The organism is Psychrobacter sp. NG254, from assembly GCF_015277735.1.
Taxonomy (GTDB): domain Bacteria; phylum Pseudomonadota; class Gammaproteobacteria; order Pseudomonadales; family Moraxellaceae; genus Psychrobacter.
Genome location: NZ_JADHDA010000005.1, coordinates 415133 through 438451, shown reverse-complemented (window position 1 = coordinate 438451; position 23319 = coordinate 415133). Strand labels below are relative to the sequence as shown.

General features: G+C 43.7%; 20 protein-coding genes and 4 tRNA genes. 4 read left to right on the top strand and 20 right to left on the bottom strand.

Going from position 1 to position 23319, the window contains the following annotated elements; genetic code table 11:
- From IP510_RS11265 to IP510_RS11200, 14 genes are all read right to left on the bottom strand, one after another.
- On the bottom strand, positions 1-2369 hold a 2369-nt coding region (locus IP510_RS11265; RefSeq protein WP_265087594.1), incomplete at its 3' end, for a Calx-beta domain-containing protein.
- A gap of 538 nt (positions 2370-2907) precedes the next feature.
- Positions 2908-3327, bottom strand: coding sequence for a PaaI family thioesterase (locus IP510_RS11260; RefSeq protein WP_194364923.1), 420 nt, complete (start codon positions 3325-3327; stop codon positions 2908-2910).
- Between the two features lie 182 nt (positions 3328-3509).
- Positions 3510-4052, bottom strand: coding sequence for a DUF3124 domain-containing protein (locus IP510_RS11255; RefSeq protein WP_194364922.1), 543 nt, complete (start codon positions 4050-4052; stop codon positions 3510-3512).
- 43 nt (positions 4053-4095) lie between these two features.
- Positions 4096-4797, bottom strand: a complete 702-nt coding sequence (locus IP510_RS11250; RefSeq protein ID WP_194364921.1) for a potassium channel family protein — start codon at positions 4795-4797, stop codon at positions 4096-4098.
- Positions 4798-4919: 122 nt separating this feature from the next.
- Entirely contained in the window at positions 4920-6680 is a 1761-nt protein-coding gene (locus tag IP510_RS11245) for a TrkH family potassium uptake protein (RefSeq protein ID WP_194364920.1), read from the bottom strand.
- A 200-nt stretch (positions 6681-6880) separates the two neighbouring features.
- Positions 6881-7825 (bottom strand): DMT family transporter, encoded by a 945-nt coding sequence (locus tag IP510_RS11240; RefSeq protein ID WP_194364919.1) that lies wholly within the window; start codon positions 7823-7825, stop codon positions 6881-6883.
- 68 nt (positions 7826-7893) lie between these two features.
- A complete protein-coding gene (locus IP510_RS11235; RefSeq protein WP_194364918.1) occupies positions 7894-9048 on the bottom strand; it encodes a flavin monoamine oxidase family protein in 1155 nt (384 codons plus the stop codon).
- Between the two features lie 26 nt (positions 9049-9074).
- A complete protein-coding gene (locus tag IP510_RS11230; RefSeq protein ID WP_194364917.1) occupies positions 9075-9497 on the bottom strand; it encodes a tetratricopeptide repeat protein in 423 nt (140 codons plus the stop codon).
- 438 nt (positions 9498-9935) lie between these two features.
- On the bottom strand, positions 9936-10424 hold the full coding sequence (locus IP510_RS11225) for a M48 family metallopeptidase (protein ID WP_194364916.1): 489 nt from the start codon (positions 10422-10424) through the stop codon (positions 9936-9938).
- A gap of 196 nt (positions 10425-10620) precedes the next feature.
- Entirely contained in the window at positions 10621-12666 is a 2046-nt protein-coding gene (betT, locus tag IP510_RS11220; protein WP_194364915.1) for a choline BCCT transporter BetT, read from the bottom strand.
- Between the two features lie 302 nt (positions 12667-12968).
- Positions 12969-14666 (bottom strand): choline dehydrogenase, encoded by a 1698-nt coding sequence (gene betA / locus IP510_RS11215; RefSeq protein WP_194364914.1) that lies wholly within the window; start codon positions 14664-14666, stop codon positions 12969-12971.
- Between the two features lie 114 nt (positions 14667-14780).
- On the bottom strand, positions 14781-16283 hold the full coding sequence (gene betB, locus IP510_RS11210) for a betaine-aldehyde dehydrogenase (RefSeq protein ID WP_194364913.1): 1503 nt from the start codon (positions 16281-16283) through the stop codon (positions 14781-14783).
- A gap of 127 nt (positions 16284-16410) precedes the next feature.
- Positions 16411-17001: a TetR/AcrR family transcriptional regulator gene (locus IP510_RS11205; RefSeq protein WP_227669678.1), complete on the bottom strand. Its 591-nt coding sequence runs from the start codon at positions 16999-17001 to the stop codon at positions 16411-16413.
- Positions 17002-17014: 13 nt separating this feature from the next.
- Positions 17015-17359: a DMT family transporter gene (locus tag IP510_RS11200; RefSeq protein ID WP_194364912.1), complete on the bottom strand. Its 345-nt coding sequence runs from the start codon at positions 17357-17359 to the stop codon at positions 17015-17017.
- A 544-nt stretch (positions 17360-17903) separates the two neighbouring features.
- On the opposite strand from IP510_RS11200, the gene IP510_RS11195 reads away from it, so the two are divergent.
- The 4 genes from IP510_RS11195 to IP510_RS11180 all read left to right on the top strand — a co-directional run bounded on the left by IP510_RS11195 (position 17904) and on the right by IP510_RS11180 (position 19729).
- Positions 17904-17979, top strand: a tRNA-Asn gene (locus IP510_RS11195).
- A gap of 190 nt (positions 17980-18169) precedes the next feature.
- Positions 18170-18499 carry a CopG family transcriptional regulator gene (locus IP510_RS11190; RefSeq protein ID WP_194364911.1) on the top strand — a complete coding sequence of 110 codons (330 nt, stop codon included), beginning with the start codon at positions 18170-18172 and terminating at the stop codon, positions 18497-18499.
- Between the two features lie 294 nt (positions 18500-18793).
- Positions 18794-19525, top strand: a complete 732-nt coding sequence (locus IP510_RS11185; RefSeq protein ID WP_194364910.1) for a hypothetical protein — start codon at positions 18794-18796, stop codon at positions 19523-19525.
- A gap of 3 nt (positions 19526-19528) precedes the next feature.
- Complete coding sequence (locus tag IP510_RS11180; RefSeq protein ID WP_194364909.1) at positions 19529-19729, top strand: hypothetical protein; 201 nt, start codon at positions 19529-19531, stop codon at positions 19727-19729.
- Positions 19730-19795: 66 nt separating this feature from the next.
- On the opposite strand, the gene IP510_RS11175 is transcribed toward IP510_RS11180, so the two are convergent.
- From IP510_RS11175 to IP510_RS11150, 6 genes are all read right to left on the bottom strand, one after another.
- Positions 19796-20521: a hypothetical protein gene (locus tag IP510_RS11175; RefSeq protein WP_194364908.1), complete on the bottom strand. Its 726-nt coding sequence runs from the start codon at positions 20519-20521 to the stop codon at positions 19796-19798.
- A gap of 71 nt (positions 20522-20592) precedes the next feature.
- On the bottom strand, positions 20593-21165 hold the full coding sequence (locus IP510_RS11170) for a hypothetical protein (protein WP_194364907.1): 573 nt from the start codon (positions 21163-21165) through the stop codon (positions 20593-20595).
- Between the two features lie 351 nt (positions 21166-21516).
- Positions 21517-21607 (bottom strand) — tRNA-Ser (locus tag IP510_RS11165).
- Positions 21608-21690: 83 nt separating this feature from the next.
- Positions 21691-21781: transfer RNA gene (locus tag IP510_RS11160), tRNA-Ser, on the bottom strand.
- Between the two features lie 83 nt (positions 21782-21864).
- Positions 21865-21955 (bottom strand) — tRNA-Ser (locus IP510_RS11155).
- Positions 21956-22117: 162 nt separating this feature from the next.
- Positions 22118-23284, bottom strand: a complete 1167-nt coding sequence (locus tag IP510_RS11150; RefSeq protein WP_227669676.1) for a type I glyceraldehyde-3-phosphate dehydrogenase — start codon at positions 23282-23284, stop codon at positions 22118-22120.
- Positions 23285-23319 lie beyond the last annotated feature (35 nt).

Here is a 23319-nt window from a genome sequence, read left to right as displayed (position 1 = left end):
GCAGGGATAGAGATACTAACCCCAGCAATCGCTTGTGCCACTGTCAGGGTTTGGGTTGTGCCATTGGCATTGGTGAGTACGATGCTAGCAATGTCAGCCGCTTCTGCGTCGGTTAAATCAAGAGTGACAATAACCGTGGTCGCACGGTCACTCAGACCGGTCTGGTCAATACTAAAGACGATGGCATCACCTGCGCCTTCGGTGGCATCACCGCTGGCCGTAATGCTAATCACAGGCGCCGCATCAGTGTCGATGATGGTGCCAGTGCCGCTACCTGTGCCGATGGTCAAGGTGGTGGTCTCAGCAAGCTCATCTAAGTCATCATTCAAGGCCGGATAGCTAACGGTAAAGCTCGTCACTCCTGCTGGGATGGTGATGGTGCCATCAGCGTTTAGGACAACGCCGCCAGTAAAGACAGGCGGTGTCGCGCTGTCATAATCGCTTCCTGCGACCGCACTGCCGTCAGTGATGGCAAATGGATAGCTGACCGCTACCTCAGTTGGGTTTGATAAGGTCACGGTATGAATCAAATCACCACCTTCGTCAGTAGTGGCGTCAGAGACGGTGACTGTCGGCTTGTCGCCATCGAGTTCATCATTCACATCGTCTGGGTTGTTCGGGTTGTTGGTGTTGACACGCTGGTCTTCATCAAGGATGACGCCAGTCGCAGTGCTGGTACCAAGGGTGGCAGGTGTTGGGCTGCTTGTCGGTATGGCAATATCAAGAATCAGATTCTCTGAGCGCTCATACACAACGTCATCAATCACAGTGACCGTAATGGCAGGCGCACTTAGGCTGCCTGCTGGTATGTTGACCGTTGCACCATCCGCTAGGAAGGTTTGGATGTCAGACAGTTTGTCTAACGTCACCACCACTCCTGCGGCATTGGTGTAGCTGATGCTAGCAATGTCCGCCGCTTCAACGGTGTTGGTATCACCCAAGCTTACGGTAACGGTGGTGTCAAGGTTGCTGAGGTTGGTCTGAGTCACGGTGAAGATGAGGGTGTTGTCCACCCCTTCAATCGCTTGAGCGTCGGTTGCGCTAATGCTAACCACGGGGATATCATTCCCTACTGTTGGGTCAGCAGGATTAACCGGTGTGGTGCCATCAGTGGTGCCATTATCATAAATAGTCGTAGTGACACTGTCATTATCCGCACTAATGTTAGCCTTACCAGCAGTAGTACCAGTGATAGTGACCGTAAAGTCTTCGGCACCTTCGTAAATATTGTCATCTACCATTGGTAGGCTAAAATCAACAGAGGTCTGCCCAGCAGGAATTGTGACGGTCTTTATAGTTGGTGCAACGTAGTCATCGCTACCTTCTGTACTGCCATTGCTAATAATATAGCTAATAGTCGTATCAACTGCGCTTGGGTTGCTTAAGCTAACAGTATACGTTGCACTATTAACACCCCCATCAGCAGCTGTTTCGCTCAGGCTTGCTGTACCTTGTATGCTTACAATTGGCGTGTCATCACCCACTGCTGGATCATTAGGATCAACAGGTGTCGTTCCGTCAATGGTGCCATCATCATAGATAGTCGTGGTCACCTCGTTTTTAACAGGGTCGATAGTGGCCTTACCAGCACTGACGCTGGTTATAGCAACCATAAAGCTTTGAGCGCCTTCGTAGACGTTATCATTCACAATTGGTATGCTAAAATTAACAGAGGTTTGTCCTGCTGGAATCGTGATGGTTTGCGTCGTTGGTGCCGTATAATCACCGCCATTGGCAGAACCAGGGGTAATAGTGACTGTCACACTGGTATCAACATCGCTGGCTTTATCTAAGGTAACGCTATATAGCGCAGTGTTTGCATCATTCGTTGCCGTGGCTTCACTTAAGCTTTTAACACCACTGAGACTGACGATGGGCGCAGGTTCAGGACGATCATCACTACCGCCGCCACTGATACCCGCAATCAAACCTGCCAATCCAAGTCCTGCAGCAACAGGTACCCACCAAGGTATTGCCGCCGCCACATATTCTTCACCGCCTAACGCCTGTCCTTCTACGTCGCCTGCTGCCAGTTGAGTCACATAATCGTAGGTTTCGCCAGTATCTGGAATGTAGTAGTAATAGTCGCCATCTTCTGCAATACCGACTAAGGCACTGTCTGCACTGTCATAAAAACCTTCTATAATTAAGTCACTGTCTTTGCCGTCTTCTTCAAATGAGACGTGCAGATCATTTTTGATGCGTTTGGTAATAATATGATTGGGCGCTCTACCGATCGCCATATCATGGAACTCGTAATTGACTTTCTCCATAGCTTGGATGATGGTTGGTTTTCCATCTTTAGTGACAACGGCCACTTCGGCTACGGTTTGAGTCGCATTATTCGTCTTAACCATGATAGTGTTCATATTTCTACCTTTTGCTTTTTATCGTTTAATTCGATTGATGTAAGTGCATGCTAGGCTGTTTGATTATCGAAGATTATCCCAAGGTCATTTTGACTGGATAAATCTCTAATGAGTTCTTTCTTGACTCTTTTATATCTTTTATATCTTTTATATCTTTTATATCTTTTATATCTTTTATATCTTTTATATCTTTTATATCTTTTATATCTTTTATAATACTGTTTTTTAGGACTTAACCATAGTTAAATCAAGCCATCTTATCGACCATTCGTCGATTTTTATTCAAAAAAAACCCTTTAAGTTATTAATTTTATTAAAATATTTTAAAATCCAACCATTTTCCCAGTCATTTTACAAAAGTAGATTATTGTTCTATATCCTATAAATAGAGTACGCTATCTATTATAAATTTAGACTAAAAACAATCTCTTTGCTTTATGAGTATCAAGAAGTCATAGTATCAAAAATCTTTAAAAAATACCTTCATGCCGATAAAGCTCATACACAAGCGAGTTCAATTAACTTAATAAGCTCAACGCTATGATAATTGATTTTTAGGCGGGACAGAATACGTGCCGACCACATGAGCCACCATATCATCACATCCTTCTGAATAGAGAGAGACCTCCCCAACTATCAACGTACGCCCTACTTTCATTAAGGTGCATTTGGCGATAATACGCGCTTCTGCTGAGGGCTTACGCAAAAAATTGATGGTCAGACTCGTGGTTACGGTCAATGGAACAATGCCGATTTTTCCGAGGATAGCGACGTAGATAGCGACATCAGCAACGGCCATCATGACAGGTCCTGAGACGGTGCCACCGGGACGCAGCTCATCTATGCCAATCTCGTGTGATAAGGTCGCGCCCTTTTCATTGACAGTCTCGACGATGCATTTGGTTTGTGGGAACTCGAGTGCCATAAAGGCGTTGATTTCTTCTTTGGTTGCAGACATAACACTTCCTTGTATGAATATTTTGCTTCCATGAATACCTATTAATACGAATATAATGGCAAAGTTACTGACGATGTTTAGCAAAACTGAGCCAGTTTAAGGCCACTAAATGTATGAATGTACTAATTAATGACACACCCTAATACTGTGTTCACTTTATGACAGAGGATTGACTATATTAGTTAGGGTGCTACTGGTGTCCCTTCTGTACTAAACGCAAAGCCTTTATTGCTAAAGTTACCAATCATAATGGCTTCAATCACTGGTTTAACAGTATCATCCACACCCTCGACATCAATAATAAAATTGGCACCAGAGCCGCCACTATCGTCTTCTTTTTCAATGATATAATTCAACGTCGCCATTGGTGGTAGCTTGATCGGGCTATCGATGTATGATTTTACAAAATCGCCATTGGTATTGTAGTAATCAATTTTATTGATATACAGGGGGTTTTTTAGGGTGGTATTGCGTATGCTAAGCGTGGCAGACAACAATACTTTTTGGTTCTCACTATCAGAATAAATATCGGAATAAATAGGCACATAAAAAGTCTGTTGATAGCCCAGTTTACTATGATCTGGTTTGTCAGTCACCGCAAGCTCAGCAATCGGATCTTTGTGCTTTTCTGAAAACATAACGTTCGGGTCTTGTGCCGATTTATCGCACCCTGATAACAATACTGTCATAGCGATTAGTAGAACAGATATGCGGTATTGACTCATAAACTTCCCCTGTATGTTATCTTCTTAGCGCCATTGCAGACCGTTATTTGATTTTCACACCCACACTACGTAAGAACTGATTGATGTGTTTGTTATATCCATAAATAACCAATACATCTTGGTCTCGCAATACTTGCTCAGGCATTGCCAAACCTTGAATACTAGGCTTACTCTGTGTGCGGCCAAAGCTGTCTTCATAATACTCATAGCGCAATGTACTAAGCAATCGGATATTGAACTTTTGCTCTAACTGTAACTCATCAACGGTCTTACCAATCAAAACGTTTGGAATCTTAATCTCTACTATACTGAAGTTATCACTCAGCTCAAATGAATCAATAAAGTAGCGTAGCGACAGGCGTTTGGCCCAGCGAGTGGCCGCTTCTTTTTCAGGATGAATAATGTCATCCACACCGATGGCTTGCAGGACTTTTTCATGCAGCGGATTGATACTGCGGCTGATTAAACGTTTCGCTTTTAAGGTCTTAAATAGCGCGGTGGCCATGACATTTGCGCCTTGGTCTTCTCCAATGGCCACGATGACGATATCGGTATCAATGATAGGTAAGCCGCTGACGGTATACTCGTCTGTCGCATCCATACATAGGGTATGTGAGATGACTTCTTTATAAGCTTCGACCCTTTGCATACTGCTGTCAATCGCAATCACTTCATGACCTTGACTGGTCAACGCCGACCCTAGCGATGCCCCAAAGTTCCCCAATCCTACGATGATATATCTCATAACCTTAACAACCTTTTTTAGTATTTTTTACTAGCGTCTGTTTATTAGCACTTATTTATTAATGCCTGTTTGTCAGTGCATCTTTGCTCACTTTAAGAAGCACACAGACTGTTTGCGACGAATTAGTTAATGGTAATCTCTTCAGTGGGATAGCGATAGTTGCGTTGGCGCATGTTTTTGAGCAGGGCAATAAATATCGTGAGCATACTGACACGACCCACAAACATAATGACCGACACCACCACTTTACTAAAATCAGATAAGTCCGCCGTCAAGTTCACACTCAACCCCACCGTGCTGTAGGCTGAAAAACATTCAAACACTACTTTAATCAAATCAAGCTCTGGCTGGTCATAACTAATAAGTGTCACGCCCGTACCGATGACGAGTAACGACAACCACATAATAGAGAACGCGCGGCGGACGGAAATCTCAGCAATCTGCCGTTTGAACACCTCTATCTTGGTCTGCCCACGTGCCAGACTCAACGTGTTTAATAGCGCAATGGCAAAGGTACTGGTCTTGATACCACCGCCTGTCGAGTTTGGCGATGCACCAATCCACATCAGAAATATCGTCAGCATAATCGTTGGAAACGTGAGCTCTCCCATGTCAACGACATTAAATCCTGCTGTACGCGGCGTCGCTGCAGTAAAGAAGCCCGTCACTAGCTTACCAAAAAAACTGGTATGGTCAGCGAGCACATGATTGTATTCAAATATCATCACACCAATCAGTCCAATCAGCAACAATGCCCCTGTCGTGATCAAAGTAATACGGCTATTAATATTGAGTAACCAAGGCTGATAAATATAGCGTTGGTCATGGCGATAGATCAGCCGCTCAGCACGGTGGCGCAGATATCGCAGTACATTGACCACGATGGTAAAGCCCATGCCACCAAAGATAAATGTCATGGCGATAATCAACTGAAGCGGATAATTAAAGCGTAAGGAATCATCATACAAGCCTGCCGTAAATGTAGAAAACCCCGCATTACAAAAAGCAGAAATCGCATGAAAAACAGAAAAGAAGAGTTGCTCAGACCAATCCATATTGGGCATGTCATAAATACTGATATAGATCAGCGCTGCTGCCACCGCCTCGACCGCAAAGGTAACATACAAGATAGATTTGAGTGTCAATACCACATCACTCATACCATGCATATAAGACATCTCGCTGATGCTTGCTTGCGTCTCGTAACTGACACCGCCCTTAAAAAAGTAACTGAAGTACGTCACAAAAGTCAAAATACCTAAGCCGCCGATTTGTATCAACCCCATAATGATAACTTGCCCAAAAGTCGTAAAATAGGTCGCCGTATCCACGACAATTAGCCCCGTCACACAGACTGCACTGGTCGCGGTAAAAAGCGCATCAACAAAAGACAGCGGCTGCGTCGTCGCATTGGGCATCATCAGTAGCAACGCACCCGCCAGCACCACTGCCAAAAAGCTCAAAATAAAAAACTGGGCAGGGTGTAAAAAGGTACGATTGAGGTTGAAGTTATGATCGGAGAGTTCGCGAATAAAGGTGACAAACACCGCGATCTTTATCGCGACAAAGCCGTCAACGGCAGCATCCAAGCCTGAGCGTACTAAGTCAGTGAAATGCGCGGTCAATAAAATGACAATCGCAATGCTGGTCAGCGCGTCAAAGACAGCCACTTTATTAAAGGTCAGCGGCTTTTTTGTATAGATATAGCGACCAACAGTCACCACAAGACCGATAAAAATAATCACCAAATAAAAAATATGGAATACTTGCTGTAGCCATGTCGGTAGCGTAAAACCACTATCCAGCAAAGCAATAGCTACCCCAATGACACTAATGAGAATCGTAAAATTGTTCAGTAAGCGATAACGCGCGGCTGCATTCATAGCCTGAATCCATGACAACAATAACCACGATACTTATACTCCTTTTTTATCGTATCCACAAAAAGTGATTTAAGTTAATCGTAACCAATTATTAGGCTCTAGCAGGTATTTATCATCTAGACACCAACCATTAAAGCAGGATAAAAGATACTCGCAAGGATATAGAGATATCAATGGCACGGTACCTAATAACGGCTCTATTAGCGCGGTTCTTTTTTGAATACTGTCATTTTCACACCACCCCACGTCACTAGCACCACGCCAATGGCTATCAACGTAGCACCTAGGAATAAACCTTCTGGTGGATGCTCACCTTGCCAAAAAATAGCGACGGGCACGCCGACAATGGCCCCTACTGCCCCCAATAGGCTGAGTAGTACAGGTCCGCCTGTTTTTTGTAAGAGGAACAAGAGTAAAAACTGTCCAGCAAATACGCAGGACTGTATGGCGATGAGGCTGGTCGGTAGCCCACTCTCTAAAGATACGGCAATAGAGAAATCTGACATCATACTGAATAAACCCAGCAGAATCGCTGCCGCAACCAGCATACCTGGAGCGAGTGCACTAACAGAAGCACTATCAGGCCAGCGCAATGTCCGATATATATTGCCAATGGCTAACAGCACAGGGCCGCAAAGCGCGATTAAAATCCAGAATATACTCGTATCTGGCGCAGAGAACTTATGTACGGCCATTACGCCTGCCCCGATAAGTGCCGCAACCACGCCAAGCGCACGGACAATATTGAACCGCTCCATACGCAGCATGAGTGCACCAAGGTATGTTAACAGTGGCGGTAATGAGATGATTAAAGCGACGAAACCTGCCCCGACATGAGGGATAGCAGAAAACAGCAGTAAATTGGCAACCGCCACGCTGACAAGCGCGGCGACAAAGTAATATTCTAAGCTACGAGCATTAAAGGGAGGGAACTCTTTTCTGATGAGCGCTACCACCAATAGAATAATAGCAGCACCTGCGATCGACCAAAACAAAAACCCCAAAGGTGTCAGACCGATATCAACTGCGTATTTTGCCACATTGGTTGAGATACCAGTGAGTGCGCCACCAGTCAACAAGCAAGCGAAAGGAATCAGCCATGTGTTTCGGTTGCGAGATACTTTTTGCTGCGAAGACTCACTCATTATCTGTCCTATTGAACGACAGTATTTAGTCCGTTAGAGACCTTTCTATGATAGCTGACAGCATCAAATCACTGGCGTAAAACTGAAGTGGATAGGCTTTCTATCGCCACCGTTGCGGCATCAACTGCCCCAGCAACATAGCCCGGAAACGGCACTGACCACTCACTACCACAGCCAGTTATAGCCTCTTGCCATACGCCTATATTAGGTGTCGACGCTGGTGCGACTGCATGCTGACCGTTACCGTTGGCATCAGCAGCCGTCGCGGTAAATATATCTTGAGACCAGTCTTTGATATATTCAGCCTTTGGTTTGTCTGCTTGCGCGCCGAACAGCCGCACCAACTGCGCACGGCAATGCGCTTTTAGCACATCTACAGAGACGCTTTGTCGCACGTGAGCGGGCACGCCAAAGAAACCAAACACAGCGCCTTCGCCCTTTGCCAACGAGGCATCGTGAATCTCAGTGAGCGGCCCTATCGCACTTCGTGCTGCACCTGAAAGGCCATTATCTCGCCAAAATGGTGAGTCATAAACAGCCACATACTTGGCATGTGGTGCCATCCAAGTGTCGGTCTCTTGCCACTCTAGCGCTAAATCTTGCGGTAAAGCAGGTTCAAATACGATATTACTAATCGCCAACCGAGGTGGTAGCGCAAGTAATACATGCTGCGCTCGATAAGTGATTATTTGACCAGCGTTGATATGTTCAGAGCCATACTTGCTGTCTATTTTAATATACTGACCAGTCTTGGTTAAGCGTCTTACTGTCTGTCTTATTACGATACGCTTGGCATTTAAGCGAGCGTATAAAGCATCAGTTAGCGCCGCCATTCCACCCACGAGGCGCATAGATGTCGGCGAGCTCTGATAACCTTGCGTACAGATAGGTAACTCATTGGCGCTACGTTCAACCATCATATCGCCCTCTTCGAACTGAGCGAAACGTGGTAAACCTAATGTCTCGATAAGACTACTCAGCTGCGGCTGATACGCTGGCCAAAACCACGATGGCCCTAAATCGAAGCCGTCGTTTGATTTTTCATGATTAACACTTTGACTGCTAGCATTCTGAGCTACTGATGATTTAGCAACAGTGATACGCCCGCCCAATCTATCACGAGCCTCTATCAATATATAATCGATACCTTTTTGTTCTAATAAAAAGGCGGCATACAATCCGCTTAATCCGCCACCGATAATCGCAATAGGTACGTCTTGCATGTCAAATCGTTCCTGCTCAATAAAGATTATTCAGCCAACAACTTAGTCAGCATCTCATCTATCTCAACTTTAAACTCTTTATCTTCAATCTTATTTGCCGTGATTTTGGCGTTTTGTAGACTTTGAATAGCCGCTTCTTTGTTACCTGTCTCAAGCTGTAACACCGCCATAGAAAAAGCAATCGACGACAGATGATCTTTTGAATTGATCGCCGTGGCTTTGGCCAGTGCTTTGTCATAAATGACCAGTGCTTCGTCCAAATCTTCTGTAAAGTCAGCAAGCGTTTCCCACTGCTCTGGATGGTCTTTGTCTGTGTTTTCGTTATCAGTACAGATGGCCTTTAGCTCACCATAAAACGCATCAAATTTTTCTTGATTACCGATACGATCAGCCTCTAGTAACTCTTCTGCCAATTTATAAATAGATTTATATATTTTGGTATTGATCATTGCTTACAACCTTTTATTGACTTGGGGTATAAATTATTTGGTTAGGATTATAACGTAATTCTAGGGCGTGTCCTCATTTTAAAAATGGTGATAAAAATGAGATAAATTGCAGTCAAACAAGGAAAATAGCGCAGATAATATCGGGATATTAACCAGCTATTTAACGATGTTTGGCAAAATTTAGCCATTTTTAGCCCGTTTAGATATGATCAATTGAATTGAGGACACGCCCTAGCGGCTCAGATGATTGCTGCAGAAAAGGACACGATATTTATATGGCTGTTATTAAGATTGCTATGAACCTTATTAGGGTTGCTATTCATACTATAGTCGATTCAATTTAAAAATAGTACAAGGCAACCAAGTGTAGATGTATATGTGATACTTCAAGCGAGGTTAACACTGTAATACTTTTATAGTGGAATGACTATATTAAGGTTACAACTCTCGCCAGTGCAACCAAAGCCGCGTATCTAGCTCAAACTGATGATATTCAGGCTCCATATGGCAGCATAATTGATAAAACGCTTTGTTATGATCGTGCTCTTTAAAATGCGCCAACTCATGCACGACAATCATGCGCAAAAACTCAGGCGGCGCTTCTTGAAACAAGCTAGCCACCGTGATGTTGTTGTGCGATTTGAGCTTACTGCCTTGTATGCGAGACTGGGTGGTATGAATACCTAGCGCATGTTTAAGAACTTTTAACTTGCTGCTATAGCTAACATTCGATAGCTGTCCCACTTTGCGCATATACTGGTTTTTAATATCATTGATATACTGATACAGTGCCTTATCACTTTTTATTTGGTGCTGAGTGGGATACTTTTTTTCTAGATAAGCGCCCAAGTTACCATCGCTAATAAGCAATGCCGCTTGGGTTTGAACTTGCTCAGAATAATGAGCGATGTATTTTAACTTGGTCACGAACCTATCCTTTACTGATGCATTACCACGTATCGACGCGGTCTAAATGAATTTTACCTTATATTGGTGCGCTTTATTAGAGCGTGGCATCATTTAGGTTGTGAGGCATAAACAAACCCCATAAGTTGAGTTCAACTTATGGGGTTATTTCTTACAATATTTTTGCTGAACTATTTAGAGCATATTAATGAGTGAATTAACGCTCTAAATGTAGATACTGTAAATGACGTTCGTACTGATTTAAGATATCGACCAATACTTGCTCTTTGGAATAGCCAACCAAGTCATACTCTTGAGAGCCTTCGCTCAAGAACACTTCTGCACGATAATAGTACTCTGCATTCTTAGTTGAGGTGCTCAATGTAAAGTTAGGACGTTCTGCTTTAATCAAGTTAACTTCATAAATAAAGTCGTCTTCGTCGCCATGTCCAACTCGCAATTTTAGACCATCTATTTGACCACTACTCTCATCCATACCTTCATCTATATCTTGTCCGATATGTGCAGGGTTACGGATGTCCAAAGACGTTTTTAGACCGCCTGCCGCAAACTCTTTTTCAACTTCCGTCATGGCAGGTCTGACCACATTTTGTAAAAACTGTTCCACTTGTGCATGTTTAGGGAAACTGACAATACGTTGCAAGCGTGCTTTCCAGCTCTTACCGCTATCTAGCACGTTAGCCGTACCAATCGTACTGGCCTTACGTTTATTGCCTTCTTCTTTTAATGATCTCCACATCGCCACCATATAGAGCACAAGAATAATAGAGAATGGCAAACCTGCAATGACAGAGACGGACTGTAGTGAAGAAAAACCACCTGCAAACAATAATCCTAAGGTAATAAGACCAGTGGCTGCTGCCCAAAACAGACGTAACCAAACAGGAGCATCGGTATCATTGGTCATGCCACGTGAGCTCAAGTTCGCTAGTACTAACGCGCCTGAATCAGCTGAGGTCACAAAAAAGATAAGGCCAATAATCACACCAGCGAATGATAAAATATCGCTGTAAGGAAAATACTCAAACAACGCAAACATGCCCATTGCAGCATCATTGACTGCGATTTCGCCAAGCTCTGTTGCGCCATTGGCAACCAAATCTATCGCTGAATTACCAAAGATAGAGAACCATGCAAAAATAAACCCAAGCGGAATGAACATCACGCCAAATACAAACTCGCGTAACGTACGGCCACGGCTAATACGTGCGATAAACAGACCGACAAATGGTGCCCAAGCAACCCACCATGCCCAGAAAAATATCGTCCACCAAGATTTCCACTCGGCACCAGCTTGACCATCATACGCATAGACATCAAAAGTCTTATAAATAATAGTTTGAAAGTATTGACCGATGTTTTGGGTAAAGGTATTAAGCAGATAAACCGTATTGCCCATCACTAATATGGCAATCAGTAGCAATATCGACGATAGCATGTTGAATTCAGACAGACGACGTACGCCTTTTTCAACACCCGTCATCGCAGAGACAGCCGCCGCTGCGACAACACCAATGATGATGATCGTTTGAACGGTTTTGCTCGATTCGATACCAAACACATGGGTCAGTCCAGCATTGGCCTGCAATACCCCAATACCCAAACTGGTGGCGATACCCATCAAGGTACAAACAACACCAAAGGTATCGATACCATCGCCTAGCCAGCCTTTGATTAAGCGCTCACCAAAGATAGGTGTCAACGGCGAGCGTAGCGCCAATGGCATGTTTTTACGATACGCGAAGTACGCCAATGCCATACCGATTAGGGCGTAAATACCCCAACCATGTAGCCCCCAATGCAAAAAGGTCTGCGCGAGTGCCTCACGCATAGCCTCGGCACTGGCAGGTTCTAAACCAGTATGCGGTGTCAAATAGTGCATCAAAGGCTCAGAGGCACCAAAGAACAGTAAATCAATACCGATACCGGCAGAGAACAGCATCGCCGCCCACGCTAGGAAAGGAAACTGCGCCTTTTCATGGTCTTGCCCAAGCTTGATATCACCATACTTAGAAAAACCGACAAACAAAGCAAAGATACTATAAGCGGCAACCACCAGCATGTAGTACCAGCCAAACTTATCTGATACCCAAGTCATGCTTGAGCCTAACAATGTCTCACTATAAGTTGGAAACGCAATCGTCCAAATTATCAATAAAATAGAAATAATAGCTGAGCCTAAAAAAACCGTCTTATTTAGAGTCAGGGGTTTTGTCGCATCCTTTGATGGCGAGCTGTACATAAAAGACCTCAATAGGTAAATTAAACAGGGTCTGATATTGCTTTGTCCGTCATAACTTTATGACTTATAGTTACCTAAGTAGTCACCCAAAGTATATATAACCGCATGACGCACAAAGCAGTACCAATAAATAAAGATTTGCTACTTAAGTAATGACCATTTCAGTAATTGCTACTTCAATAATTAGCACTTAAGCAACAAGGTAAGTCATTAAAAAATCAATCTTAATGGTATTCATTTTCTAAAACATGAGCGGGGATAAAAAAGACCTTTATAAAAAGGCCTTCTTATTAATATTTAATTTAAACAGAACCATAAGCACGCATTGGCTCAGCTCTCAATGGTGCACCATTGGCGACATAATAGTCTACCGTAGAGCGTGGTAGCTGTACGCCGCGCATCTTATCAACGATTTTCTCTGCCAACATAATAGTGGTCGCGTTGAGATTACCACTGATGATATTTGGCATGATAGAGGCATCAACGACTCGCAAGCCATCAACACCATGTACCAAACCTTCGCCATTGACGACCGAATCATTGTCTTCGCCCATCGCACAAGTACAAGATGGATGATAAGCCGTCTCGCTGTGATTACGGACATACTCATCCAACTGCGCATCGGTCACTAGATCATCGGTTGGTGCAATCGAGCGACCACGATAAGGGTCAAGCGCTGGCTGATGCATGATCTCACGCGTTATACGCATAGCAGCACGGAACTCTTGCCAGTCTTGGTCATGAGACATGTAGTTGAACAAGATACTCGGATGAGCGCTTGGATCTTTAGAGGTCAGCTTGACACGGCCACGGCTTGGCGAGCGTAATGAGCCCACGTGTGCTTGGAAACTATGAGACTTCACCGCACTACGGCCATCGTAACGTACTGCTAATGGCAAGAAGTGATACTGAATATTAGGATGGGTAAACTTCTCATCGGTACGAATAAAACCGCCCCCTTCAAACTGATTTGACGCGCCAAGACCCGTACCATTGAATAACCACTCAGCACCGATAGCTGGCTTATTCCACCATTTATTGGCAGGTGCAATCGATACTGGCAGCTTACATTCATACTGCATATACAGCTCTAAATGATCTTGCAGATTATTACCGACACCCGGCAAATCTAGTATTTCTGTCACGCCCGCATCCTTCAGCCATTGACCGGGGCCAATACCAGAGCGTTGCAATAATTGTGGCGAAGCAATCGCACCTGATGAGACAATCACCTCACGAGAGGCATGAAATTTCTTAGTTTGACCTTGATGCTCGACTTTGACACCGATAGCACGCTTACCATCGAACAAGATTACATCGGTCAATGCACCTGTCAAAATCGTGATATTGCTGCGCGGCTTAGCACGGTCAAGATAACCACGAGCCGTTGAAGCACGGCGACCGTTAGGCGTCACGAAACGATCCATTGGCCCAAAGCCTTCTTGCTGATAACCATTTAAATCGTCGGTACTTGGATAGCCAGCTTGCACACCTGCTTCAATCATCGCTTGAAACAATGGATTGACCCCAGGTTTTGAAGTGGTCATCTCAACAGGACCACCCACACCGTGATAGTCATTTTCGCCCGCATCACGGTTTTCTAGTTTTTTAAAATACGGCAGGCAGTCCGAATACGTCCAATCTTCTAAGCCTTTAATCTTAGACCAATCATCAAAATCTAGTGCATTACCACGGATATAGCACATGCCGTTAATCAGTGACGAGCCGCCAAGCCCTTTGCCGCGACCACAGTCCATGACGCGGTTATTCATATTCGGTTCAGGATCTGTCTTGTAGCCCCAGTTATAGGTTGTGCCTTGCAACGGCATGGCAAGCGCGGCAGGCATTTGGGTGCGGAAATCCAAACGATGGTCTGGGCGACCTGCTTCTAATAGCAGCACTTTAATACTGGCATCTTCGGTCAAACGCGTGGCCAGCACATTTCCTGCTGAGCCTGCCCCCACTATAATGTAGTCATACTCAGGTGTGGTTGATGTCATAACATACTCCATAATATTGAAAAATAAATCATTTACTATCAGCAAAGTCGAACGAAGAACAAATAAGCCCTGTTGAACCACTTTGCTGATTAAGAGCTTTCTCAATAAAAGTGATTAAAAGACTGATTCAAACTTACCCAACTCTACTTGGATAGATTTGGTCTGAGTATAGTGTTCAAGGGCTTCAATGCCATTTTCGCGGCCAATACCAGAGTGTTTATAACCGCCGACTGGCATTTGAGCGGCTGATTCGCCCCATGTATTTAACCAGCAGATACCCGCTTCAATTTGAGCAATGACTCGATGCGCTCGGGTCAAGTCAGCAGTCACAACACCAGCTGCCAATCCATATTCGGTATCATTGGCACGGCGAATAACTTCTTCTTCAGTCTCATAAGTCAATATCGACATCACTGGGCCAAATATTTCTTCACGTACGATAGTCATCTCATCAGTACAGTCAGTGAATACCGTCGGGGCAACGAATGCGCCATTTGCCAATTCGCCTGTCGTCACACGGTCACCACCTGTTAGCAAGCGTGCACCGCTGTCTTTACCTTGCTCGATATAGCCAAGCACTCTTTCCATATGCGGGAAGCTGACTAGTGGGCCCATGTTGATATTTTCATCCATCGGATCACCCAACTTAATACGATTGGCACGCGTCAAAATCGCCTGCTCAAACTTAGCTTGCATGGCTTTAGGAACAAACACACGCGTACCATTGGTACAGACCTGACCACTGCTATAGAAGTTTGCCATCATTGCGATGTCAGCAGCCATGTCGATATCTGCGTCATCAAAGATAATTAATGGCGATTTACCACCTAGCTCTAATGTCACGTCTTTAAGAGACGATGAAGCCGCACTCGACATGACTTTTTTACCTGTCGGTACACCGCCCGTAAACGAGACTTTGGCGATATCAGGATGCTGAGTTAAGGCCTCACCTACTTTATAATTGCCTTGGACGACGTTAAATACACCATCTGGCAATCCTGCTTCTGTAAATATTTCTGCCAGTTTCAATGCAGTTAACGGAGTCACTTCTGACGGCTTAAAGATCATCGCGTTACCAGCAGCTAGTGCTGGTGCTGCTTTCCACATCGCGATTTGGATCGGATAATTCCATGCACCAATACCAGCGACCACGCCGAGTGGCTCACGGCGAGTATAAACAAAGCTGGTATCACGCAATGGAATCTGACGACCTTCAATCATTGGCGCAAGTCCCGCATAGTACTCAATGACATCAGCGCCAGTGACGATATCGACGTACTTAGTCTCAGAGTACGCTTTGCCAGTGTCTTTCGTTTCGAGCAATGCCAGTACATCATTACGCTCGCGTAGTATCTCGACCGCTTTTGATAGGATTCGACCGCGCTCAACCGCTGTCATCGCTGCCCAAACTTTTTGACCTTTATGTGCGGCTTTTACCGCCTCATCTATCTGCTCATTGCTGGTTTGCTGAATAGTCGCGAGCACTTCACCTGTCGCTGGGTTGATGTCTTCAAAAGTAGATAATGAGTCATCAACTGCCAAATAACGGCCGTTGATATAAGCCGTCTGAATTTGCTCTAAATCGATGATGCTTTTGATGTCGTTTGAACTGGTCATAAATACCCCTTGAGACGATTGGCAAAAGCTTTACAAAAATTAATACCAAAGAACGTCGTCATTGTTTAAGTTTTAAAAATTTAACTGGTGTCTGTTGTGAAATGTTTATTTAGTAAATCATTAAGATCTATTCGTTCTCACGTTGCGTCATTTTCACTAACCTCTCACGTAAGGATTTTTTGTCCGATATATTGATGCCCGAAAAGTCAGAGAGCCAAATGCCATCGGCAACCAAACGCACCATACATAGCGTTTCGGTATTGTCAGTCGCTTCGTGCTTTTGTAATTGTTCGTTTGCCCACTTAGCCCACAGCTCGCGCAGCTCACGATCACCAAGCATCAACACATATAGTGTCGCTTGATTGTCAAACTCTGCCTGCCCTTTTTCGCCTAGGCTGATGGTGGCATCGATATAAGCACGGGTGAACGAGCCGTAACTGACAGGGTCTTTCGCCATCGCGTGATGGACTTCTGACTCAAACTTGGCCATTGCATCATGAAACACCTCTAAAACCAGTGCATTTTTGGTCGCGAAATGATGCATGACACCGCCCTTGGTCACGCCCACAGCATCGGCAACAGATTGAAAAGTCACCTTAGACAAGCCCTGCTCTAACGTGATGCGTGCTGCCTGATCGAGGAGTGAGCGACGGACAAACTCCGGCTGCTTTTTACGTTTATAGGCGTTTTCTGGTTTCATTTTTGTCTTAACATCCATTTTTATCTCTCTATCAATGCACCACAGAATTAGAAAGTAAGTTCATCACCACGACACCGCCGACAATCATAGCAATACCTACCACGGCTGCCGTATCAAGGCTTTGCTTAGAAAACACCAAGCCTACCAGTGAGGTCAGCACAATTCCTAACCCGCCCCACAGCGCGTAGGCAATCCCAAGCGGTATGGTCTTTAGCGTTTGGGCCAATAAATAAAATGAGATAACATATAGCCCACCCATAATTAAGGTCGGTACTAGTCGCGTAAACTGCTCTGACTTTACCAAAAAAGTCGTCCCTATAACCTCGCAAATGATAGCGATTGCGAGATAACTATAGGCAATAGCGGTAGGGCTCATATTTAAAACACCTATCTTGGATTCAGCATACTTTTTAGACTCAGTGTCAGTCTTGGTTGAGTATCAGTCTTAATCAGACACAACCAAGCAGCAAACACACAAAAGATACCGTATGGTCGGTATTTTACAGAAATAATCTAGCAATGTGAAGCACTGTGGTTCAGTTTATTGTTTCATACTGTGTAGAGACCACATCTGTGCATAAAATATACATTCTATGTGGTTAGATTATTCTTAGAGAAAGATTGGTCATTAAGTTAGCTATCTGCTCTCTGGTTTTCTCTAATAAATGACGTCGTTTGCAAATGCGTTGAGCCATTTATATATAGTAGCGTCTATGGTTCGCCGTTATTTATGTCCAAATAGCTTACCTAATATGGGTTAAACGCTTATTTTTAAGTTATTGCGATAATATTTATGATTAATCGCATAATAAGGTTGACAGCCTATGATGACTTGGCTAAAATGTGCCCCACATAACGCAAACAAGCCAAGTAATTGCTCTTGTATAAAGTGTAAATAACTTGCTGTTATGACCATCTATTCTCCAATAGCTCAGTTGGTAGAGCAACGGACTGTTAATCCGTGTGTCCCTGGTTCGAGCCCAGGTTGGAGAGCCATATACTAAAAACCTTCATCACTCTCTGATGGAGGTTTTTTTATTGTTGTCTCTTTTATATTTACTGTCAATAATATTAATATAGCTGCGGTGTTCTTTTGAGCATTTTTGTTGTATGGTAAGGGTAGTCATGACTAGGTTCGTTTGTGTCTGAGTGCTTTGCTCCTACTCACTAAAAGTAATGGTTTATTATGATACCTGTACGTATAAAAAATAGATTTTCTGATCATCCGCAAAAAATCATGCGCCCGATCAGTATCCGTCTGTCTGAAGAAATGATCTCGCTACTAGGTACGACGTCATCAGACTTAGGTTTTAAACGCATTCAGGGTCTGATTCGTCTGTATATTCGTCAGGGTTTGGATCGCGATCATCAGGATTATACGCTCGCACATGATGAGGTCTTCATCGAGACGCTACGCAAACGCGGTGTCAGCCAGCACATCATTGATGAAGCCATTGTAGTGACACACAATAATAATATCACGCATCCGTTATCTGAGTTACAAGACAACGATTAGTAGCATGACAATACCTTATGCTAAAAAAAAGACCAAGTTCGCTTATGCAGACTTGGTCTTTTTTTATGGCGGTTATAAAGATCAAAACATCACCGATACGCTTTAAAACCTCTCCCTTTGTTCATTGCCCTCATATATTCCAAAGCACTGATGCTTTTTGGCACGATACTACGTTCGCTACCGTGGTTAGCCATAATTAAACACAACCTGTCTTTAAACACGGTATATTAAGTAAATAGTCGCAACTATTGCGAGAGTTGATCATAATAAAGAGCTACAAGGAGGGTTACGATAATGGGTGTACATCAATATTTAAATAAAGCACTGTGGTCAGCGATCATGATAGCGATGCTAACCGCTGCATCTGGCTGCTCATCACCGCAAGCGGATCCAAATAAACAAACCATACCGACTGATTCCGATCAATGGCAAGAACAGCTGAAACCAACTTTTGAGCAACTGTCCAAATCAGATCAGCAATTGCTCAGTCGATACATGCTCCGAATGAAGCTCAGCGGCGCTTATGAGTCAGGCGCGATGCCACGTACTACTATTGAACAGGCGCTTATACAGCAGCGTGAATACGAGCGCTTACATCCAAACAACCCTACCGGTAAGAAGAGCCCTATCGTCAAGGGTCAGCAAGCAGCAACCGCTAACGCACAGAATTATCCTATTGCTCTATTGCCAGTCAAGACCAGCGACGACGACAGCTTAAACCAAGTAAAACTACAGTTCATGCTATCAAACCACGGTCAGGTCGCTATTCAAAGCTTTAGAGGGACATTAATCATGCAAGATGCCAAGCTGACGAAAGGCAAAAGGTTCAACGTGCCCTCGACACAGTTTGACCCGCCCATTCAACCAGAGCAATCTGGCAAAATAATCATTGAGAGTAGCATAGAAGACATCAATGTCATGCGCGCCATAAAAAACATCAAGGACATGACCATTATGATTAGCGAAGGTATATTGACATTAGAGGATGGACAAACCGTGGAGTTTGATGAGTCGCTAATGAAATAAAGGATGTCATTAGAAGTGAGCATAATCGTGATTATACGGCAAATGGGTAACCAATTTCGCTACAGTATTGAGGACAGGCAAGGCAATTATGATAATGTGGCGACAAGCCATCAAGATAAGAAAGATGCGACACGTAAGGCGGTACATGATTATAGCAAGTGCGGCGGATTGATAACGCAGCTGGATTTATTGGCGATGCTTTAATAGGGATTATGTGCTGGCTGTATTTCTAGAAAGTTATCGAACAATAAATAATATCTCTCTTTTATTCTAAATTGAGTCTGGTAGTTTTTCCACATCCACGATTTGATTAGGATGTATCTTCGAACCTTTGAAATTATGAAACGGTCCTACTAGATCACAAGCATTACACTCAGACACTCCCTCTTCTACGAGCTTTAAAAATAGCAAAGCTTTTAAAAGATCTTCTTCTTCGTGTTCAAAAAGAAATGATACAACATAAGGAGAAGTCTCTTCTTTAAAACGCTTAATTAACTGATCTGCATTTTTTCCCAACCACATATCAGATAGATCTCTAACTATTTCAGGCTCTTCAGTGTAATCATGAAATGGTCGTCCGATTTTTATTACACATTTAAATAGAGCTCCGTAAGGTCCTTCATCTTTAATATCATTTTTAGTAGTAAATGAATTGATACAACGAGATTCTCCAGACTTTTCTAGGTTTTTAGATAATGAATATAGGTAATCTTCTTTCTCTTTATACGTTTCGTTTCTGGGAAGCAACCCATTTGTCCGAAAAGATTCTGGATCCTGTACACGAGTTCCATGGAACCATAATGTCTTTACATCTCCGCTAGGCTCACCTATTTCATCCCAAACTAAGTAATCAATCTCATCTTTCAGATATTGAATGTCTGTATTTTCATTATATTCGATACTGGATAACACTGATAAAATCCGCTTCTCTGTAGTATTGTAGATACTACTTAAAGATTTCTTAATAGATTCATGTGATGAACAATCTAAAATCATGCTTAATACTCCCATATATCATAATTGATGGCGGTTTGAAGAATTAGCTAAATCTGTTCGACTATACATCATCATTTATTATCAATAGCTTCGATAAAAGCAACAGCCTGACGAGTGATTTTGTATATAGCACTTCCCTTTGATCCTCTAGTTAGAGTAATTAGACCTGCATGTACTAAACTATCTACATCAGTTTCAATAAATCTTGGCTCACTGTAATCTATTTCACCATTATCCAGATAGTAAATATTAGATAATCCCTCATAGCTCCACGTTTGCAAATGGCGCATATCAATACCATCTGATCTAACAAACTGTCTTAATACGTCAATCGCTTGATCAGATAACCCACCGTTAGAATCAAAACCTGCAGCAAGACTACCCAAGCCCTGCATATGACTTGCAATGGACACCATAATATCATTGAGAGTAGATAGCTGCGACATCACCTGATCATGGTTTTGATTCATAAAGATAGTGAGTTGTTGCTGTATACCCTGATTACTTTCGATAATCGAAACCATATTGCTATGATTATTCTCCTCTAACCAATGCTTGAAATCTTTCAAGTCACTTTGCCCCTCTCTATTGAATTGAAAAGTTGCGAGTAGCCCTACTATGGTTGCAAATGCAAATGGGTCCATATTTTCTCTCCTTGGATTAGACATATTTTTGCTAGATAAATTATCATAACACTTGCTTTAGAGCGCCGATATAAGGCATTGCACGAATAAAGCGGATACGTATCGTGGTGTGTATTTCAGCCCCAAGCATCTTACATTAGACCAAAAAAAGCCCTGCTATATAGCAGGGCTTTTTAGTTCAACAATACTGGAAAACCTTTATCTATAGTCCATTACAAAGTATTCATAACGATATAGCACAAATAACCAGCACATAGCCCAGTACACTAACCTCAAATTACAGGCATTAAAAAGCCTGCACAAGGCAGGCTTCTTCAAGGGTTACAATATTTTCAACTATTACCCGATGTTTGGAGGAGACGGAGAGATTCGAACTCTCGAAGGGCTACAAACCCTTGTCGGTTTTCAAGACCGGTGCATTCAACCACTCTGCCACGTCTCCATTGGTGGACTATTATAGCGATATAAAATAAAAATGCAACAAAAAAAGCCGCAATCATTAATAATGATTGCGGCTTTCGAATTTGGAGGAGACGGAGAGATTCGAACTCTCGAAGGGCTACAAACCCTTGTCGGTTTTCAAGACCGGTGCATTCAACCACTCTGCCACGTCTCCATTGGTGGACTATTATAGCGATATAAAATAAAAATGCAACAAAAAAAGCCGCAATCATTAATAATGATTGCGGCTTTCGAATTTGGAGGAGACGGAGAGATTCGAACTCTCGAAGGGCTACAAACCCTTGTCGGTTTTCAAGACCGGTGCATTCAACCACTCTGCCACGTCTCCATTGGTGGACTATTATAGCGATATAACATGATAATGCAAGCAATTAATGGAACGAATTTAAATTATTTTGATGCTATCGTTGACTCAGCTTAAAGGAGAGTCAATACAACTGAGGACAGATGTCTATATATTACTTCAATCAAGGTTGACGCTATCACGCTTTTATAGAGGATGGACGATAGGCTTTCTATGAGATGCCAGATGCAGGCACATATCTAGCAGTCTATTGGCATAACCCCATTCGTTGTCATACCATGCAAAAACCTTATATTGGCCACCCACTTGCATGAGCTGCTGACCATCAATGATCAAAGACTCGGTCTGATGAATAAAATCACTGGATACCAGTGGCTCATCAGTATAAGCCATGATGTCACGCAAATGTGCCTGACTGGCAGATTTGAGTGCCTCACGGACTGCCTCAACCGTGACATCAGGCGTATCAAAAACAAAAGTGACATCGATAGCCGCTACATCAATGGTAGGTACGCGTATCGAATGGCCGTTTATCTTGCCTACCATGGCCGGTAGCACACGCTCTGTCGCCGCGATACTGCTAGAGGTGGTTGGGATAATGTTATAGCCAGACGCTCGCGCCCGTCTTGGGTCACGGTGCGCCTGATCCAGTACCGTTTGGTCAGCCGTGACTGCATGAATCTCTGTCATCATGGCAGATGTCACGCCAAACGCTTTATCAAGTGTGTCAATCAGTGGCACCAATGCCTGCGTGGTACAAGAGACGCTAGAGATAATCGGTAGCTCACGCGTGAGCGCAGCCGTATTCACACCCATCACGATACAAGCATCAACGTCATCAAAAGGTGCAGCACCAATAATCACTTGCTGCGCGCCAGCATCTATATGTAACGTCGCTTGCTCATAAGAGCGGAAATGACCAGTACACTCTAACACCACATCGACACCCAGCGACTGCCACGGTAGGTTGTTTGGATCAGGCTCTGACAGCATATTGATACAGTACGTCAGATTGTTTTTGGTCAGACACAGCTGAGTCTTGCTGGTGTCTTCGGCGCCGCTCTCTACGATCTCGGCATTCACGCCCAATCGGCTCAAACGCCCATGCGTACTGTCAAACTTTAACAAGTGCAGCAGTATGTCAGCTGGTGCTAAGTCATTAATGGCGACCACATGAATGGCGCGCCCCAGTACCTCAAAGCGCTCTAGCAAAGCGCGCAGTACATTGCGCCCAATACGACCAAAGCCATTGATAGCGACTCTCAGTGGCTGTGCGTGCTCACCAGTGGTACGATAGCTCGCTGCTATCGGGTCAGAGGTCAATTGATAAGTGGCGCTAGAAAAATCAGGCATAACAAGTTATCGCTATTTTATAAAGGGCGGTAGGA